19 protein-coding genes are annotated in these 18,968 nt (G+C 35.6%); 9 read left to right on the forward strand and 10 right to left on the reverse strand.

Going from position 1 to position 18,968, the window contains the following annotated elements; genetic code table 11:
- The first annotated feature begins 279 nt into the window (after nt 1–279).
- The 5 genes from thrS to M0G43_RS04515 all read left to right on the forward strand — a co-directional run bounded on the left by thrS (nt 280) and on the right by M0G43_RS04515 (nt 4,516).
- Nucleotides 280–2,220, forward strand: a complete 1,941-nt coding sequence (thrS, locus tag M0G43_RS04495; protein WP_248023821.1) for a threonine--tRNA ligase — start codon at nt 280–282, stop codon at nt 2,218–2,220.
- Between the two features lie 32 nt (nt 2,221–2,252).
- Nucleotides 2,253–2,807, forward strand: coding sequence for a translation initiation factor IF-3 (gene infC / locus M0G43_RS04500; RefSeq protein WP_317231445.1), 555 nt, complete (start codon nt 2,253–2,255; stop codon nt 2,805–2,807).
- Between the two features lie 54 nt (nt 2,808–2,861).
- Entirely contained in the window at nt 2,862–3,059 is a 198-nt protein-coding gene (gene rpmI / locus M0G43_RS04505; protein WP_248023823.1) for a 50S ribosomal protein L35, read from the forward strand.
- 103 nt (nt 3,060–3,162) lie between these two features.
- Nucleotides 3,163–3,510 (forward strand): 50S ribosomal protein L20, encoded by a 348-nt coding sequence (gene rplT / locus M0G43_RS04510; RefSeq protein ID WP_248023825.1) that lies wholly within the window; start codon nt 3,163–3,165, stop codon nt 3,508–3,510.
- A gap of 196 nt (nt 3,511–3,706) precedes the next feature.
- Nucleotides 3,707–4,516: a phosphatase PAP2 family protein gene (locus M0G43_RS04515; protein WP_248023827.1), complete on the forward strand. Its 810-nt coding sequence runs from the start codon at nt 3,707–3,709 to the stop codon at nt 4,514–4,516.
- A gap of 8 nt (nt 4,517–4,524) precedes the next feature.
- Here M0G43_RS04515 and M0G43_RS04520 read toward each other — a convergent pair whose 3' ends face one another.
- The 9 genes from M0G43_RS04520 to tgt form a co-directional block, all read right to left on the reverse strand.
- A complete protein-coding gene (locus M0G43_RS04520) occupies nt 4,525–5,607 on the reverse strand; it encodes an adenylate/guanylate cyclase domain-containing protein (RefSeq protein WP_248023829.1) in 1,083 nt (360 codons plus the stop codon).
- Nucleotides 5,608–5,621: 14 nt separating this feature from the next.
- Nucleotides 5,622–5,900 (reverse strand): EF-hand domain-containing protein, encoded by a 279-nt coding sequence (locus M0G43_RS04525; protein WP_248023831.1) that lies wholly within the window; start codon nt 5,898–5,900, stop codon nt 5,622–5,624.
- A gap of 709 nt (nt 5,901–6,609) precedes the next feature.
- Nucleotides 6,610–7,869 carry an asparagine synthetase B gene (locus M0G43_RS04530; RefSeq protein ID WP_248023833.1) on the reverse strand — a complete coding sequence of 420 codons (1,260 nt, stop codon included), beginning with the start codon at nt 7,867–7,869 and terminating at the stop codon, nt 6,610–6,612.
- A 62-nt stretch (nt 7,870–7,931) separates the two neighbouring features.
- Complete coding sequence (locus M0G43_RS04535) at nt 7,932–8,966, reverse strand: AI-2E family transporter (protein WP_248023835.1); 1,035 nt, start codon at nt 8,964–8,966, stop codon at nt 7,932–7,934.
- An 81-nt stretch (nt 8,967–9,047) separates the two neighbouring features.
- Nucleotides 9,048–10,589, reverse strand: coding sequence for a replicative DNA helicase (dnaB, locus tag M0G43_RS04540; protein WP_248023837.1), 1,542 nt, complete (start codon nt 10,587–10,589; stop codon nt 9,048–9,050).
- 167 nt (nt 10,590–10,756) lie between these two features.
- Nucleotides 10,757–11,710 carry an acetyl-CoA carboxylase carboxyltransferase subunit alpha gene (locus M0G43_RS04545; RefSeq protein ID WP_248023839.1) on the reverse strand — a complete coding sequence of 318 codons (954 nt, stop codon included), beginning with the start codon at nt 11,708–11,710 and terminating at the stop codon, nt 10,757–10,759.
- 48 nt (nt 11,711–11,758) lie between these two features.
- Nucleotides 11,759–12,673 (reverse strand): DMT family transporter, encoded by a 915-nt coding sequence (locus tag M0G43_RS04550; RefSeq protein ID WP_248023841.1) that lies wholly within the window; start codon nt 12,671–12,673, stop codon nt 11,759–11,761.
- On the reverse strand, nt 12,660–13,736 hold the full coding sequence (locus tag M0G43_RS04555; RefSeq protein WP_262917147.1) for an LptF/LptG family permease: 1,077 nt from the start codon (nt 13,734–13,736) through the stop codon (nt 12,660–12,662). Before M0G43_RS04555 ends, M0G43_RS04550 begins: the two co-directional genes overlap by 14 nt.
- Nucleotides 13,737–13,752: 16 nt before the next feature.
- Nucleotides 13,753–14,883 (reverse strand): tRNA guanosine(34) transglycosylase Tgt, encoded by a 1,131-nt coding sequence (gene tgt, locus M0G43_RS04560; protein ID WP_248023842.1) that lies wholly within the window; start codon nt 14,881–14,883, stop codon nt 13,753–13,755.
- 157 nt (nt 14,884–15,040) lie between these two features.
- Here tgt and M0G43_RS04565 point away from each other — a divergent pair, with 157 nt between their 5' ends.
- From M0G43_RS04565 to M0G43_RS04575, 3 genes are read left to right on the forward strand one after another with little or no spacing between them, the layout of a single operon-like run.
- The gene (locus M0G43_RS04565) at nt 15,041–15,886 is read left to right on the forward strand and encodes a transketolase (protein ID WP_248023845.1); all 846 of its coding nucleotides are present in this window, start codon (nt 15,041–15,043) and stop codon (nt 15,884–15,886) included.
- 24 nt (nt 15,887–15,910) lie between these two features.
- Entirely contained in the window at nt 15,911–16,864 is a 954-nt protein-coding gene (locus tag M0G43_RS04570; protein WP_248023847.1) for a transketolase family protein, read from the forward strand.
- A gap of 55 nt (nt 16,865–16,919) precedes the next feature.
- Nucleotides 16,920–17,510, forward strand: a complete 591-nt coding sequence (locus M0G43_RS04575; protein WP_248023849.1) for an outer membrane beta-barrel protein — start codon at nt 16,920–16,922, stop codon at nt 17,508–17,510.
- Nucleotides 17,511–17,540: 30 nt separating this feature from the next.
- Here M0G43_RS04575 and M0G43_RS04580 read toward each other — a convergent pair whose 3' ends face one another.
- Nucleotides 17,541–18,482, reverse strand: a complete 942-nt coding sequence (locus M0G43_RS04580; protein ID WP_248023852.1) for an FKBP-type peptidyl-prolyl cis-trans isomerase — start codon at nt 18,480–18,482, stop codon at nt 17,541–17,543.
- Nucleotides 18,483–18,563: 81 nt separating this feature from the next.
- Here M0G43_RS04580 and M0G43_RS04585 point away from each other — a divergent pair, with 81 nt between their 5' ends.
- The gene (locus M0G43_RS04585; protein ID WP_248023853.1) at nt 18,564–18,941 is read left to right on the forward strand and encodes an RNA-binding S4 domain-containing protein; all 378 of its coding nucleotides are present in this window, start codon (nt 18,564–18,566) and stop codon (nt 18,939–18,941) included.
- Nucleotides 18,942–18,968: the final 27 nt, after the last annotated feature.

Genomic DNA, 18,968 nt, shown 5'->3' on the forward strand with positions numbered 1-18,968 from the left:
CCATAAGGACCGTCCCGTTTTGCGAGGGTGCAAATATACAACCCTTTTCCCCTTACCAGCAAAACTTTTTCAACCTTTTTTTGAAGTTTTTTTTACAACCCTATCCCTGAAGACTTTGCGTTAAATAGTTCGTCAAAAAAAATCAATGAAAAGGTAAAATAAGCTTTTAATCAATCTCAATACCTCATAAAAGTAACAATAAAATTTACACCTATATATTATATTGTATGGTAGCATTAATCATATTATCTTTGCAAACTCTAATTACAATAATATTTTATGATTGATATTTCTTTGCCTGACGGTAGTATAAAACAGTTTCCTTTAAATTCAACTCCTATGGATGTTGCAAAAAGTATTAGTGAAGGTTTAGCTCGAAATGTTATTTCCGCGAGCTTTAATAATACAATTGTTGAAACCGACACACCATTAACACAAGATGGTAGTTTAGTTTTGTATACTTGGAATGACAAAGAAGGAAAGAAAGCCTTTTGGCATTCTTCTGCTCATATTTTAGCTCAATCCCTTGAAGAGTTATATCCAGGCATAAAGTTATCTATCGGTCCTGCTATCGAAAATGGATTTTACTATGATGTGGATTTAGGAGACCAGTCTATCTCTGAAAAGGATTTTAAATCCATTGAGGATAAAATGCTTGAAATAGCAAGAGGAAAATATGACTTTAAAATGCGTTCGGTCTCAAAAGCCGATGCACTTTCGATGTACAAGTCCCAAGGTAACGAATACAAAATAGAATTGATAGAAAATCTAGAAGATGGGACAATTACGTTTTGTGATCATTCAACGTTTACTGATTTATGCCGGGGCGGACACATACCAAATACAGGGATTGTAAAAGCAGTAAAATTACTTTCTGTAGCTGGAGCCTACTGGAGAGGTGATGAAAAGAACGAGCAATTGACAAGAGTTTATGGAATCTCCTTTCCAAAACAGAAAGACCTCACGGAATATCTCGAGATACTAGAAGAAGCAAAACGTCGCGACCACAGGAAATTAGGAAAGGAACTAGAACTATTTACCTTTTCATCAAAAGTTGGCCAGGGTTTACCTCTATGGTTGCCTAAAGGAGCAGCGCTGCGAGAGCGATTAGAAAATTTTCTCAAAAAAGCACAGAAAAAAGCTGGATATGAAATGGTAGTAACTCCTCATATTGGCCAAAAAGAGCTTTATGTTACTTCTGGCCATTACGCCAAATATGGAGCTGATAGTTTTCAGCCAATCCATACTCCTGCAGAAGGCGAAGAGTTTTTATTGAAGCCTATGAATTGTCCTCATCATTGTGAAATCTATAATACTAAACCATTTTCATATAAAGATCTACCTAAACGATATGCCGAGTTTGGAACAGTATATAGATATGAGCAAAGTGGAGAGCTTCATGGCTTAACCAGAGTGAGAGGTTTTACTCAAGATGACGCTCATATATTCTGTACTCCTGATCAACTTGATGCTGAATTCAAAAATGTTATTGATTTAGTTTTATATGTATTCGGTTCATTGGGTTTCGAGAATTTCAGAACTCAAGTTTCTGTTAGAGATCCAGAACAACCAGAAAAATATATAGGTAGTCTTGAGAATTGGGATAAAGCTGAACATGCTATCATCAATGCTGCTAAAGATAAGGGATTGGATTATGAAGTTGTGGAAGGAGAGGCAGCATTTTACGGTCCAAAACTTGATTTTATGGTCAAGGATGCGTTGGGCAGAAACTGGCAGTTAGGAACAATTCAAGTTGATTACAACTTGCCTGAACGTTTTGATCTCTCTTATAAAGGTAGTGACAACGAATTGCACAGACCTGTGATGATCCATCGAGCTCCATTTGGCAGTATGGAACGTTTTGTGGCTATTTTGTTAGAACATACTGGAGGAAATTTCCCATTGTGGTTGATGCCAACTCAAGCAATCATCCTATCAATCAGTGAGAAATATGAAAAATACGCTGAAAAAGTTTTAAATTTGCTAGAAAATAACGAAATTCGCGCCCTCGTTGATAATAGAAACGAAACCATTGGTAAGAAAATCAGGGAAGCTGAAATGCAAAAAGTACCTTTTATGATTATCGTTGGAGAGAATGAGGAAAACGAAGGCAAGATTTCAGTTCGTCAACATGGTGGAGAAGATTTAGGCATGATTCATGTAGAGGAGTTCTCAAAAATTGTTGAAAGTGAAATAAGCAAAACATTAAAATCATTTTAATATAAAATAAGTTTAACTAAAATATTTAAGCCATAGCAATACGTAGAACAAAAGGTAATTTCAGAAACACTGAAAAAGAGGAGCAGCATAGAATTAACTCAAAAATTAGAGCCGAGAAAGTAAGATTAGTAGGTGATAACGTTGAGACTGGTATTTATTCATTAAGAGATGCATTAGCACAAGCTGAAGAGCAAGGTGTTGATCTTGTAGAGATCTCACCAAAAGCTGATCCTCCTGTATGCAAGGTTATGGATTATAAGAAGTTTCTTTACGAGCAAAAGAAACGTGATAAAGCTTTAAAGGCCAAAGCAACTAAAGTTGTTGTAAAAGAAATTCGTTTTGGTCCCCAAACAGATGACCATGATTACGAGTTCAAAAAGAAACATGCAGAAAAATTCTTAAAAGAAGGTGCTAAATTAAAAGCATTCGTATTCTTTAAAGGACGTTCGATTGTGTTTAAAGAACAAGGTCAAATCCTGTTGTTGAAATTGGCTCAAGACCTAGAAGACTATGGCAAAGTTGAACAAATGCCAAAGCTTGAAGGAAAACGAATGACAATGTTCATTGCGCCAAAAAAAGCAAAATAAAACTGTTTACAGTTTAAAGATAATAAGCGAAACGTAAAATAAAAATTAGGAGAAATGCCGAAAATGAAAACTAAATCTAGTGCCAAAAAGAGATTCAAGCTCACTGGTACTGGTAAGATCAAGAGAAAACACGCTTTTAAAAGTCATATCTTGACAAAGAAGTCTAAAAAGCGTAAACTCGCTCTGACACATGACACTTTAGTGCATCCAGCAGACGAGAACAATGTTAAAACAATGTTGCGTTTAAAGTAACACTGTTTTAAACGGTTAAAACAAATTATAAACCATGGAGTTGGGCAAATAAATTTTAGCAAGTACCATTTATAGGTCGCCCACTACAAAAAACAATTAAGAAATGCCAAGATCAGTAAATTCAGTAGCGAAGAGAGCCAGAAGAAAAAAGGTTCTTAAGCAAGCAAAAGGTTACTTCGGAAGACGTAAAAACGTTTGGACAGTAGCTAAAAATGCGGTTGACAAAGCGATGTTATATTCGTACAGAGACCGTAGACAAAAAAAGAGAAACTTCCGTTCATTATGGATTGCACGTATCAACGCTGCAGCTAGAATGCATGGGATGTCGTATTCAAAATTTATGGGAGGAGTTAAAGCTAATAACATCGAATTGAACAGGAAAGTTCTTGCAGATTTAGCTATGAACAACCCTGAAGCTTTTGAAGCGATTGCAAAAAAAGTAAAAAAATAGGCGTTTCGCCAAAATAATAACCACATTTCGCTTATAAAATCCGATTCTTACGAATCGGATTTTTTTATTGAATGAAGATATATTTCAAGGTTTAGATAGAGTTAACCTTTATATCATAAAAGCTACATGAGCAAACCTCTATTCTATATTTTAGCATGAATTAAAAGTCTAGTATTATTACTAAAATATATTGTTTATGAAAAGATTAATTGTTATAACCATTTTATTGTTAACCAATTTTGCAAACGCTCAAAGTACATCACCATATGAATGGAAATGGGTTAGAGATGGCGTTTGGACAGGTGCAGCCATGGGAACAAGTGCTTATGGTTTGATATTAATTCAAAATAAAGATGACATAACTGTTGCCGAAGTAAATGCTTTGGATGCGGACGATATCATTTTTATAGATCGTTGGGTTGCCGGTAATAGTTCAGAAACTGCCAATAATATAAGCGATATTCCTTTTGCTGCATCTTTTATTTTGCCTTTTGGCATGTTGTTCGATGACGAAATCAATGATCACACTGGGCAGTTTGTTGGAATGTATCTTCAAAGTCTTTCAACGACATCTGCTCTTTACACTATTACAGCAGGTTTAGTAAATCGATCTAGACCTTATGTCTATGATGAGAGCGTCGATATAGATAGACGTACAAAAAATAATGGACAACGTTCTTTTTATTCTGGCCACGTAGCAGCAGCAGCCACTGCTACATTCTTCGCTGCGAAAGTTTATTGTGATTTTAATCCAGATGCCACTGGAAAAGGCTGGATCTGGGCATCTGCAGCAGTTATTCCAGCTACCGTCGGATATTTTAGAATGCAAGCCGGACAACACTTTTTAACTGATGTATTATTAGGATATGGACTTGGTATGACAGCTGGAATTTTAATTCCTGAAATGCATAAAACCAGAGAAAATTCTCTTGAATTAACTCCTGTTGGAGGTCGCGATTTCAGAGGTGATGATTACACTGGTTTGGCTTTAAGATTCAAGTTTTAAGACAACTCTTATTTTTTTACTTTGTGAATAGCATAAAGCTTGAGTTCTTCTGATTTACCTTCAAGAAGCTCATTCCCAAGAGGAATTGCTTTAAACTTTGAACTTAATTTAAGGTGTGAAAGCATTTCTTCTGAAGTCAAAAATGATTCTTCGTATTCATTACATTGTTCTTGAATGCGCGAAGTGGTATTTATAACGTCTCCATGATAAGCCAGTTCTTTTTTAATGGTTCCAACTTCGGCAATTATAATTTTCCCTGAATGAAGTCCAGCCTTAAACTCTGGGACAACACCATATCGTTTCATATAATATTTTGCATGCTTTCGAAGCTTTGCATCATATTCAAAAAACAAGTTTAAACAATTGAGGTGTTTTGTCCCTTTCTTCATTGTCCATGTCAGTACTGCTTCGTCACCAACATATTGATATATTTCGGCATTATATTTATTTATTATCCGATTTAAATAATAAAAGCAATCTTGTATAAAACGACTGTATTTTAGATGTCCCAGTTCTTCCGCTATAGAAGTAGAGGATTTTAAATCAATAAACATCAATATCCTCTCGACTTCTCTCGGTTTACGATATCTTCCAAACAACATCTTTAATATGACGCCTTTTCCAAATTTATCATTTGCCAACCTTATTAGTGAAAACATGAGTGAACATAGAATAAAGTAGGCAGTCACTAACCAAAATATCCTATTGGAAATCCACCACCCTCTGTGGTTTGGGAAATCAACATTGATATAATCTTCAGCTAAATAAGCAATGAAAGTGAGAGAAAAGATCAGAAAAAATAGGTAGATAATAGATTTAAGAATAATTATAATTCCTAGATGTAGTGTTTTAGATAAAAACTTATCAAACAAAAACTCTATAATAGTGTAAACAATTGCAACCATTACACCTAGAATGACACCAAACATAAGGTATTCAGATACGGCAATTTGTTCAGATAATCTTACCGAATTGACTTGTTCTTGATGCCTACCGTAATATCTGATAAGGATAAATAGACAAAAAACGAAGGACCAAAAAACGGTCGAAAAAAACAATAATTTAAAAAATTGCTTTAGTGCGTATTTCAAAGGATGAAATGTATTTAGTTAGTCTTTTTCCCTATCTCATCCACTGCAGCTTTGAACTCGCTCCAATTGACGAGTGCGTCACCGTCTTTATCATAACCTTCAATCAGTTTATTGGTAACGATTCCTCTTATCAAACCACTGATTTCTGCCTTTTTTAATAATTCAGAAATTTCTTTTTTTGACAGTTTCCCGTCATCGTCATCATCAAAAAATGAAAAAGCTTTTTCTGGAGTTTCAAAACTATTGGATATTAAAATCTGAATTTTGTTGAGTATAACTTCCTTTGTAGACATATGTTCTTTTCTTTTAAAAATACAAAAAAAAGCTCATTTAAGAACTAGATTATCCTTATGAAAACTCGCCAATAATCTATATTCTTTAAGAATCATCAATTGATACATAATATAAAAAAATGAGTTAAGCACCCAAATATCAATCAATGGCTCTTTAATAATAATGAATTCTGCATTACCAGTAATGAATATGTATATACTACATAATAAGTACATGATAACTCCCAAGGAAAAATGGAAATATTTGTGATGTTTATCCATGTTCAAGAGAATAAAACATATTGCACAAAATACAAGAAAAAAGGAGGTGGCTAATATTTCCAATTCATTGAATCTCCAAAATATCGTTGGATCCGTTACGTACGAATATACCAAAATGATAAGAACGGCAGTAGCCAAAGATAACATAAGACTTTTAAAGTATTTGTCCTTTATTAATGTATAATAGAAGTAACCCAAGAATAAAAATTGAAATAAAAAATAAAAATGGGAAAGAAATAAATTAGAACCAGGCTTGAAAAACCCAATGGCATGGCACAAAATCTCTATGCTTAACAGCGATACCAAATAGGCTATAAAAACCTTTGATACCTTTCCCCTAACCTCTTTGTTTTTAATAAACAAAATAGTATTTAGAAGCAATAATAACAGACCAATGAGGCTAATTGAAAATGACAACAGAAAATTCATATACAGCGGTAGGCTTAATTTAGGTTTTTTGGTTTTTCTTTTTGGCCGCAGGAAACAATACATTATTCAGAATCAAGCGATAACCTGGTGAGGTTGGGTGAAGTTCGAGTTCGGTCTTTGGGTCTCCAACCTTATGGGTATAATCTTCTGGATCATGGCCTCCATAGAACGTAAAGAAGCCTTTTCCTTTGATACCATGAATGTATTTTGCCTCACCATTACTTTTATTTTCACCAAGAATCAAGACATTCGATTTGATTTCGTCTCTGGTGAAAGAGGTTGTTTGTCCCATAAAACCTTTTACCAAAGCTGTATGATTTTGGCATAACATCGTTGGCACAGGATCCCATTTTGCTGAAAAATCCATCAAGGTAAAATAATCGAGCGTGGGAAGAATTTGCCTCTTTTGGGTCATATCTATAGATGAGAACTCATAAACATTTGGGTTTCTTTCCAAAATAAAATCTTTAAATGCGAAGGTTTTATTATAGTCGATGAGATTCTGATAATTGGGCTCGCTGGCATCACCATCAAACATTGGTTCGCAAATATCAACTCCCTCGGCGGCCAATGCAATATCAAAACTATCTGTCGCACTGCACATAGCGAACATAAATCCTCCACCTACAACGTAATTTCGAATTTTCAATGCGACGTCTAGCTTCTCTTCAGAAACTTTATTGTAACCTAATTTTGTAGCCAAAGCTTCGGCCTCCTTTTTCTCTTCTATATACCAAGCTGCTGATTTATAAGCTCGGTAAAACTTACCATACTGACCTGTAAAGTCTTCGTGATGAAGATGTAGCCAATCGTATAAAACCAAAGCATCGTTGAGTACTTCTTCGTCATAAATCACATCATAAGGTATTTCGGCATAGGTCAAAACCATTGTCACGGCATCGTCCCAAGGTAAATTTCCTTTTGGAGAATAAACAGCAATTTTTGGTGCTTTTTCAAGAATTACCGCTTCCATATTTTGCGATGGACTCGCAATAAGGTTGAGAATTTCTTCTGTTTTTGTATCAGACAAGATTTCATAGGAAACTCCTCTTATTTGGCACTCACGTTGAATGGCTTCTGTATCTGGCAATAAAAATGAACCACCTCTATAATTTAGCAACCAATTGACTTTGAGTTGTTTTTCCAAGGTCCAATAAGTGACTCCATATGCCTTTAAATGGTTCTTCTGCCCTTCAGCATCCATAGGAATCAGGATATACGAAGCATAGGATTTAAATCCAAAAAATACAAATAGCAACAATAAGGCAATCTTCTTCATAGTGGAAATATACTCAAAAATTGCAGCGGATTGAAAAACTTTAAGGAAATATTAGGTTAAAGTTACTTCTTAATAATCAGTTCGTTTCCTGAAAGCAAACTAGCAATTACGCGAGTATTTGGAAATTGTTCTAAAATTATTTTGATAAAAACAGTAATTGGAATAGACATTATCATGCCTGGAATTCCCCAAATAAAGCCCCAGAACATCAACATTACCAAGACTGTAATGATATTGATGGAAAACGATTTTCCCATAAAAATGGGCTCGAGAATTGCGCCAAAAATCACCTGGACCATTGTGATGGAAAGAACAAAGAAAAACAATGTTCCCATTAATTGTATTTCCACAAAAGCGAAAATTGCCAACGCAATAACGGAAATAAAAGATCCTATCATTTGAACAAAATTGATGACGAAGGCGAATAATCCCCAAAATATAGGGAAACTGACATCAAAAAACACACAAGCAAGGCCAATTCCAATTCCAGTTCCTAGACTTACCAAAAACTTTACTTTGATAAATTTGATTAAATCCTTTTCAACTTTACGAAATGTTTTAACTGATGTATGTTTCTGTTTTAATAATGTGGCATTCATCAATTTTTGGACATTGATAGATTCTGCCAGCCATAAAACCGTGAAGAACGCCGTAGTCAATGTCATACTCAACATATTGCCAACAAATCCAAATGCCTTTCCAAGACTGTCCTTTTGAAGAATCTCTGCAATGAAATTATCTTCATTTCCCAATTTTGTCCCAAGGAATGCTTCAAGCGATTGCTTCAGGTTTGTCAGCTTCAGTTCTGCTTGCGCAAAAAATGTACTGTCCGAAGACATAATTTGTTGACTAGACAGATGAATTAATTCAGCTGTTAGAGCCAATCCCAATAAAATCAATAGAATAACAATGCCAATACTTAACACTTTATGAACGCCTCTTTTTCCAAGCCAACGCATCAAAGGTAAAAACAACAACGCAATGAACATTGAAGACACCACCGGAATAAATATGAAGGAAAGTATTTTCAGTAAATAGAAAATAACCGGAATTACAAGAACCAACAATAAAGTATTCGTGGTGCGTATCTTATCCATAGTGAAAGGCTGTCTTTTAAATAGCTTGCAAAGATAAACTTTCAGGCAAGAATAATTTCAAACAAAAAGTTAAGTTTTGAATTAAAACGGCACATCATTATCATCGTCCTCCACTGGTGGGTCAAAGGCATCGCTAGGTGAAGGATAATTTCCACTTTTGAAAGTATCATCGTTTGCAGCTGCATTCATTTTACTATGGAATTCACCAAATGGTGTATCAAACTCATCTAGGTTGTCAAATTTACCTAAATGACCGATGAACTTCAATCGGATGTTTTCCAATCCACCATTTCTATGCTTTGCAACTATAAATTCTGCCTGTCCTTCGGTAGGTGTATGGTCATCATCATCCCATTCATCAATTTTGTAGTATTCAGGACGATATATAAACGACACAATATCAGCATCTTGCTCAATAGCTCCAGATTCACGCAAATCTGATAACAACGGACGCTTGCTTCCACCTCTAGTCTCCACAGCACGCGATAACTGCGACAAGGCAATCACTGGGACACTCAACTCTTTTGCCAATGCCTTCAAGTTTCGAGAAATGGTAGAAATTTCTTGCTCACGATTACCTCCTTTTTGACTTCCTCCAGCGGTCATCAATTGCAAATAATCAATGATAATCATTTTAATACCATATTGCGAAGCCAAACGACGCGCCTTGGCACGAAGATCGAAAATGGATAAAGAAGGTGTGTCATCTATAAATAAAGGCGCTTTTTCCAATGTTTTGACTTTCACATTCAATTGTTCCCACTCGTGCTTTTCTAATTTTCCAGTACGTAATTTTTCCGAAGAAAGCCCAGTTTCACTTGAAATTAAACGCGTAATCAATTGGACCGATGACATCTCCAAAGAAAAGAATGCTACAGGCACATTTTGATTGACGGCAATATTTCTAGCCATAGACAAGGTCAAAGCTGTTTTACCCATACCAGGACGTGCTGCCACGATAATCAAATCACTTTCTTGCCAACCGGAAGTCAGCTTATCAAGCTTCGTAAAACCTGATGGGATACCACTCAAACCTTCTTTGTTTGAAATATCCTCAATTTTCTTTTTGGCTTGAATCACCAAACTTTGAGCTGTTTCGGTTGACTTTTTGATATTGCCTTGAGTCACTTCATAAAGTTTTGCTTCAGCAGCATCCAGCAAGTCGAAAACATCCTTTGTTTCGTCATAGGCTTCTTCGATAATTTCACTGGAAATTTTAATCAAGCTTCTCTGAATAAACTTTTGAAGAATGATTCGCGCATGGAATTCAATATGTGCAGAAGAAGACACTCTTTGGGTCAACGAAATGAGATAAAAATCACCTCCTACCAACTCAAGTTTTGCATCTTTCTTTAATTGACTAGAAACGGTTAATAAGTCAACCGGTTCACTATTTTCAAATAATTTAAAAATGGCCTCAAAGATGTATTTATGAGCATCTTTGTAAAAGGCTTCGGGGCTCAAAATATCAATAACCTCGTCGACACCTTTTTTATCAATCATCATTGCTCCAAGAACAACTTCCTCTAAATCAATAGCTTGAGGAGGTATTTTCCCCTTTTCGAGACTAATAATGGTACTTTTATCTACTTTATATCCTGGGACTGGGTTGGGTTGCTTCATAACAGCGAAAGTAACTAAATTGTAAAAAAATATGACCATTTCAAATGGCGTAATCTCAACAAGTCATTAACAATTTAACTGTTGATAACTAAATAATATTGTTAATAGCTATAAAAAAAACCGAAGCGAATAGCTTCAGTTTTTTTTAGTATGTGATTTTATCTTATTTAACCTTTGAAGACACCCATGTCAGCATATTTGTCCATACGCTTTTTAACCAAATCTTTTGGTGATAAGTTTTTCAATTCATCATAAGCCTTAACGATGGCGTCTCTAACGGCAATGAATGTATTTTCTCTGTCAGTATGTGCGCCTCCAAGTGGTTCTTTGATAATGTCATCAACCAAGTGAAGCTTTTTCATATCTTTTGCCGTCAGTTTTAGGGCTTCGGCAGCTTTCTCTTTGTATTCCCAGCTTCGCCATAAAATTGAAGAACAAGACTCTGGAGAAATTACAGAATACCATGTATTTTCGAGCATCAAAACTCTATCTCCCACTCCTATTCCTAATGCTCCGCCAGATGCGCCTTCACCAATAATCAAACAAATAATTGGCACCTTGAGACGCGTCATTTCTAGAATGTTTCTAGCGATTGCCTCTCCTTGACCTCTTTCTTCGGCTTCCAAACCTGGATAAGCACCTGGAGTATCAATCAAGGTGACGACAGGAATATTAAACTTCTCTGCAGATTTCATCAAACGAAGTGCTTTTCTATAACCTTCAGGGTTTGACATTCCAAAATTTCGGTACTGTCTAGTCTTTGTATTATAGCCTTTTTGCTGACCTATGAACATATAACTTTGGTCTCCGATTTTTCCAAGACCACCTACCATTGCTTTGTCGTCCTTCACATTTCGGTCACCATGAAGTTCTAAAAATGAATCACCACACAGTGCTTTAATGTGGTCCATGGTGTAAGGCCTATTTGGATGGCGAGAAAGCTGAACACGTTGCCATGCTGTGAGGTTTTTATATATTTCTTTTTTGGTTTCAACAAGCTTTTTTTCGATTTGCTTACAGGTTTCGGTCACATCAACATCACTTTCTTCACCAATAACCTGACATTTTTCAAGTTGTTCCTCTAATTCTTTAATGGGAAGCTCAAATTCTAAATATTCCATAGAAATTTAAGTTAGATTAATTATAAGTTAGTCTACAAAGATAAAAATTTAATCGGCTTTGGTAGAAATGGTATTTTTCTTTTTGAACAATTTTGAATTCTTAACAAACCCTTCTGCCAACACTGTGATTAGCACCAAAATAGCACCATAATAAAATTGGACACTCATGGTCTCAGTTTCAGGAAACAGCAGAAGAGCCAATGTTATTCCGTAGATAGGCTCTAAATTGTAGGTGAGCATGACTGTATATGGGCTGATGTATTTCATTACTTGAACCGCTCCTATAAATGCATATGCAGTGCAAATTGATGCCAAAATGAGTAGATATATCCAATCTGAAGATGATAAGGTGAAAAATTCCGTAGAAAAACCTCCTTTGAAAAACAGAAGAAATAACGTTATGAATACCACACCACTGATAAATTCATAAAATGAAATGACTGTTGCTCTATGGGTTTCAATAAACTTGCCATTAATGACTGCAAATAATGAGGAGAAAAGTGCTGAAGATATTCCCAGAAGAATTCCATTTAGATATTTGATTTCGCTTCTTGTAATCAGAAAGACACCAATAATTACAATAATCCCGAAGAGAATTTCATACCAAACAATTTTTCTTTTATATATCAATGGTTCAATAAAAGATGTGAAAAAAGCACCTGTTGAAAACATTGCCAAAGTGATGGAAATATTGGATTGTTTTATCGCTTCAAAAAAAGTAATCCAATGAAGTGCAATGATAATTCCTGCTCCAAAAAAGCGCATCATGGTTTTAAGGCTTACCTTAATTTTTAGCTTGATAGATTTAATGTATAAAAACATCAGAAGACCAGCAATGAGCATTCTAAACCATACCAATGGAATTGAACCAATAGAAATTAAATCACCAAGAATAGCGGTAAACCCTGCAATAAAAACTAAAAAATGAAGATGGAGATAGTTTTTGAGTTTAGCGTTTTGCATTATAGAGCATATAAACAGCCAAGATACCAAAAACTACATTAGGAAACCATACAGCTACCAACGGAGGAAAGTCAGACTGCTCGGCCATGACACCAAATACCTTATCAAAAAACACATAGATCATTGCAATACCAATGCCAATAGCAAGATTGACACCCATTCCTCCTCTTCGTTTTATGGAAGAAACGGCTACGGCAATAACTGTCAAAATAAATACAGAAATAGGTAAACTCCATTTTTTGTATTTAACAACTTCATATCGTCCGATATTTGACGAACCTCTGGACTTTTCTTTTTCAATGAAATTATTCAAATCGCTATAAGAAAGCGTTTCCGCAATATATTCCACCGGAGTTAAATCATCCAAATCAAATGTAAAAAGTGTATCCTTTCGTCTTACCGTTTCAATAATATCATCATGGTCTCCAATGGTTCGTTTTACATAATTAAATAAACGATAAGAACTGTCTTTTTCAGAATAAGAAATTGAGTTTGCAAAAACCTTGTATTTCAGTTTATTCCCTTCAAAATGTTCGTAAGTAAAATTATTGCCAATTTTCTGTTTGGTGTCGAAATTACTCACATAGATGTAATCATTGTCATTTATCTGCCTAAAAATGTTTTGAGTCTGTAACTCGGCACCTCTGTTTTTCAAATGCTTAAATATAAACTGATTGTAACCTCTACTTGCCATGGGTGCCAGCCATAATCCCAATATCAAAGCCATGATCGCAACTACTGTTGCTCCAATCATATAAGGCCGCATAAATCTGAAATAAGACACTCCGGAACTCAAAAAAGCGACAATCTCTGTGTTGTTCGCAAGTTTGGATGTGAACCAAATCACTGAAAGGAACAAAAACAACGGAAAAAGTAAGTTCGCGAAATAGATTGTAAAGTTTAAATAATACAACGCTACTTCACCAAAAGGAACTTCGTTTTCAAGAATCTTTCCGATTTTCTCCGCAAGATTTACTGTTATACCAATAGGGATAAACAGTAATAGCATCATCAAAAATGTGAAGAGATAACGTTTAAGTATGTACCAATCTAATATCTTCAATTTCAACTATTTTATCTTATAACCTATTGTCCATTTGTTTCACCATTTGGTCTTTCCAAGCTCTAAAATCACCTGAAATTATACGCCTTCTCGCTTCCCTAACCAACCACATGTAGAAACCCAAATTATGAATTGTAGCAATCTGTGCTGCCAACCGTTCATTCACTGAAAACAGATGGCGTAAATATGCTTTCGTATAATCAGTATCAACAAACGTGATGCCCATTTCATCTATTGGTGAAAAATCTGCTTCCCACTTTTTATTTTTGATATTGATGGTTCCTTGCGCTGTAAACAACATCCCATTTCTAGCATTACGCGTCGGCATTACACAATCAAACATATCTATACCTAACGCAATATTTTCTAAAATATTAATAGGTGTGCCCACTCCCATCAAATAGCGAGGTTTATCTTTCGGCAAAATAGCTGTTACAACTTCCGTCATGGCATACATCTCTTCAGCTGGTTCGCCAACCGACAAACCTCCAATAGCATTTCCTTCCGCTCCTGCATTTGCGATATATTCTGCTGATTGCTGACGCAGATCTTTATAAGTACTTCCTTGAACTATCGGAAAAAAAGATTGATGATGACCATACTTTAAAGGTGTCTTTTCCAAATGACTGATGCAACGGTCTAGCCATCGATGCGTCATATGCATACTTCGTTGTGCATATCGATAATCGCAAGGATAAGGAGTACACTCATCAAAAGCCATAATGATGTCTGCACCAATACTTCTTTGGATTTCCATCACATTTTCTGGAGAGAACACATGGTAACTGCCATCTATATGCGATTTGAATTTAACGCCTTCCTCCTTAATTTTTCGGTTTGAAGACAATGAGTACACTTGATAGCCTCCAGAATCAGTCAGAATGTTTCTGTCCCAATTCATAAACTTATGAAGACCCCCAGCTTGCTCCAAAATTGAAGTCTGCGGACGAAGATAAAGATGGTAGGTATTACCCAGAATAATATCTGGATTGATGTCATTCTTCAACTCACGTTGATGGACACCCTTCACTGTGCCAACAGTTCCCACAGGCATAAAAATAGGCGTTTCAATCACACCATGATCGGTCTGTATCGTTCCTGCTCTAGCCTTACTTTGGGAATCCTTGGTTATTAAATCAAATTTCATGATGGCAAATATAAATAACTCCTTTACTATGAATCTTAATAAAATCAAAATTGTTAGCAAAAGTGATGAATTCGTTAATAAGTGCGGACAATCGGTTTTTGATTAAGCCTATTTAAACTTTATTTTTGCAACTGAAAAAAAACTAACATACAATAGCATGTCTGATACAAAGCATTTAGAAGATTTAGTCATACAGGTAAGGCGCGATATTTTGCGCATGGTTCATAAAGTAAATTCTGGCCATCCTGGTGGTTCTTTGGGTTGCACAGAGTTTTTCGTCGCCTTATATAATAAAATCATGGATCGAAAAGATAGTTTTGAAATGGACGGTATCGGTGAGGATATTTTCTTTTTGAGTAATGGCCATATTTCACCTGTTTTCTACAGTGTTCTTGCCAGAGCAGGTTATTTTCCTGTGGAAGAATTGAGCACATTCCGTTTGATTGATTCGCGACTTCAAGGACATCCTACCACTCATGAAGGTCTACCTGGCGTTCGAGTAGCTTCTGGATCTCTTGGACAAGGCATGTCAGTAGCTTTAGGAGCGGCTTTAGCAAAAAAATTGAATAATGATAACCATTTAGTGTACAGCTTGCATGGTGATGGTGAGCTTCAGGAAGGTCAAAACTGGGAAGCCATTATGTATGCCGCAGGAAACAATGTTGATAATATCATTGCTACCATTGATTTAAATGGTCAGCAAATTGACGGACCGACAGATGTTGTATTACCGATGGGTAATTTGAAAGAGAAATTTGAAGCATTTGGATGGGATGTTGTTGAGATCAACCAAGGAAATAATCTTGAAGAGATTATCAAAGGCATGGCAGTTGCAAAAAATAAAACTGGTAAAGGAAAACCTGTTTGCGTCATGCTCAAGACCGTAATGGGCAATGGTGTTGATTTTATGATGCATACGCACGCTTGGCACGGAAAAGCACCCAATGATGAGCAATTGGAAAAAGGGTTAGCGCAAAACGCAGAAACGTTGGGTGATTATTAATTTTTATCAGAAGGAAAAAGACTTATGAAAACATATACAAATACAGGAAATAAAGATACACGTTCAGGATTTGGAGCAGGTTTGACAGAATTGGGCAAAACAAATGAAAATGTCGTGGCGCTTTGTGCAGATTTAATAGGTTCATTAAAAATGGACGATTTTAAAAAGAATCATCCAGAACGCTTTTTTCAAGTTGGTATTGCTGAAGCCAATATGATTGGTCTTGCAGCAGGTTTGACCATTGGTGGGAAAATTCCGTTTACTGGAACATTCGCCAATTTCTCGACAGGTCGTGTGTATGACCAAATACGTCAAAGTGTAGCGTATTCAGATAAAAATGTAAAGATTTGTGCTTCTCACGCAGGATTAACCTTGGGAGAAGATGGCGCAACCCATCAAATATTGGAAGATATCGGACTTATGAAAATGCTTCCAGGAATGACTGTTATTAATCCTTGCGATTATAATCAAACCAAAGCCGCAACCATTGCGATTGCCGACCATCATGGACCTGTATATCTTCGATTTGGAAGACCTTCTGTTCCTAATTTCACTCCAGAAAATCAAACTTTTGAAATAGGAAAAGCCATTCATCTTACTGAAGGAACCGACGTTAGCATAGTGGCAACAGGCCATTTGGTTTGGGAAGCGCTAGAAGCATCTAAAAAGTTGAATGAGGAAGGAATTTCAGCCGAGGTTATCAATATTCATACAATTAAACCTCTTGATGATAAAGCTATTTTAGAGTCGGTGAAAAAGACGAAATGTATCGTTACAGCTGAAGAACACAATTTTCTTGGTGGCCTTGGTGAAAGTATTTCAAGAGCTTTATCACAGCACAATCCAACTCCTCAAGAATTTGTTGCAACCAATGACACTTTTGGAGAATCAGGTACTCCTGCGCAACTGATGAATAAATATGGTTTGAATAGTGATGCGATTATCAAAGCTGTTAAAAAAGTGATGACTAGAAAATAATGTTCGTTTGGCAGCGTTTTTGATTGTACAAATCGAAACAACAAAAACGAACATTATGAAAAAGGTGATTATAGTAGTATTGCTGCTTTTCGGAAGCAGTATTGCAATTCAAGCTCAAAACGGAAGCGGTTTCGGCATTAAAGGTGGTTTAAACTACAATGGCAATGGTGATTATTTTGAATCTATTGGTGCTAATGCTGAACATCCAGATAGAAATATTGGCTATCATTTAGGTATTTTTGGAAAAATTGGAGACAGACTATACTTCAAACCAGAATTAGTTTATACAAGTACGAAAAGTTCTTATGATAGTGATGATTTCCGGATGAAAAAATTTGATGCACCATTATTAGTCGGTGTCAAAATCCTAGGACCTGTCAGCGTCTTTGGAGGCCCATCTCTTCAATACATTGTCGATACAGAATTTGACGGTATAACAATAGATGATATCGAAGATGATTTTTCGGTTGGACTTAATTTTGGAATCGGTTTAAACTTTAACAAAATCGGAATTGATTTAAGATACGAACGTGGTTTCAACGATAATGAAGCAATCTTCATCAATAATAACCTGGGCTCTGGAATAGTCAGCAGAATTGACACGAGACCAGAACAACTGATATTAAGTTTATCATTTATACTATAAAAAAAGCCGCTTTAATAAGCGGCTTTTTTTTTAATCTTCTCTGTTATCTATTCTCGTGTCCCGATCTAGATAATTTGGAACTCCATCCCCATCTGTATCATCATTCATCGGATTACCGTCATGATCAATATCTTCATAACGAGTTAAAACACCATCACCATCATCATCTGTATCGAGAAAGTTTGGTATCCCATCACCATCTGTATCATCATCATAAACATTTCCATTGTTATCTAAATCTTCCAAATATGATGGAACAAAATCACTGTCATTATCATTTATTTCAGTTTGATACAAGGCAAACTTAAATATAAGGTTCGCATAAGAATTAACTCCCACAGGTGGTAGACCAAAGTACCCTAAACCTGAAGGAAAAAACATTACACCTAAACCGTAATTATTATAGCTCAAAGTTCCATCATCATTTAAAACATAACTTTCGGCCGATTTAAATTCCGGCATCACTAAACGCCAACCCTGAACAAGATCAAGCAAATTAAAGGGAGACTGCGCATTAATAGTGTTGTCAAAAACGTCACCATCTTGCATCATACCTTCGTAGTTAGCCAAAACGGCATCAGTGAAGTGAGGGCTTTCTCCTGCGCCTTCATTTAATTTTAAGAAGTAATAAGTATATTCAACATCAAGATATGTTGTGGTACGAGTTTCTACTGCATCAATTAACATCGTGTTGACACTAGGGTTGGGCATAGGTAAGTACTCACCCGTAACCTCATCAACAGGCAATTCATTAATAATTATTTCGTCGATACTATAATCGCCAGGTGTTTCAAAAGTTCCAGAATTATAATAATGTGTTTGAAGATATCCTATTAATGAATCCCCATCAATTACTTGTTGTTCGGTTCTATCAGCTTCAACAAAAGGAATACTGTCATCATCATCTTTTTTACACGATGAAACCAATGCGAGCAGCAAAAGCACGCCAAATGTAGATTTTCTTAAGTTCATTATTGCTTATTTTTTGTGTGCAAGATACAATATTATAATATTTTTGTGCAATTACATCAACGTTGTTTTTGATAAATTTATATGCGAATAGATAAGTTTCTTTGGTGCGTCAGATATTATAAAACTAGAAATATTGCTACAGAAGCTTGCAAGAAAGGTCATGTAAAGGTGAATGATCAAGTGGTCAAACCCAGTAGAGAAGTTTTTCCTACCGATAAAATTGAATTAAGGAAAGATCAAATCAACTACCGACTGACGGTCAACGATATTCCCGAAAATAGGGTTGGTGCAAAGCTTGTGGATATTTATCGAACCGACACAACTCCTAAAGAGGCTTTCGAAGCGAAAGAATTACTTAAATACTCAAAAGATTATTATAGAAAAAAAGGTTCTGGGCGACCTACAAAGAAAGACAGAAGAGATATTGATGATTTTTATGACAATGAAGATATTGATTAAATAAACTCTTTTTTATCTTTGGAATTA

Source organism: Subsaxibacter sp. CAU 1640, from assembly GCF_023156585.1.
Lineage (GTDB): Bacteria > Bacteroidota > Bacteroidia > Flavobacteriales > Flavobacteriaceae > JBPOFM01.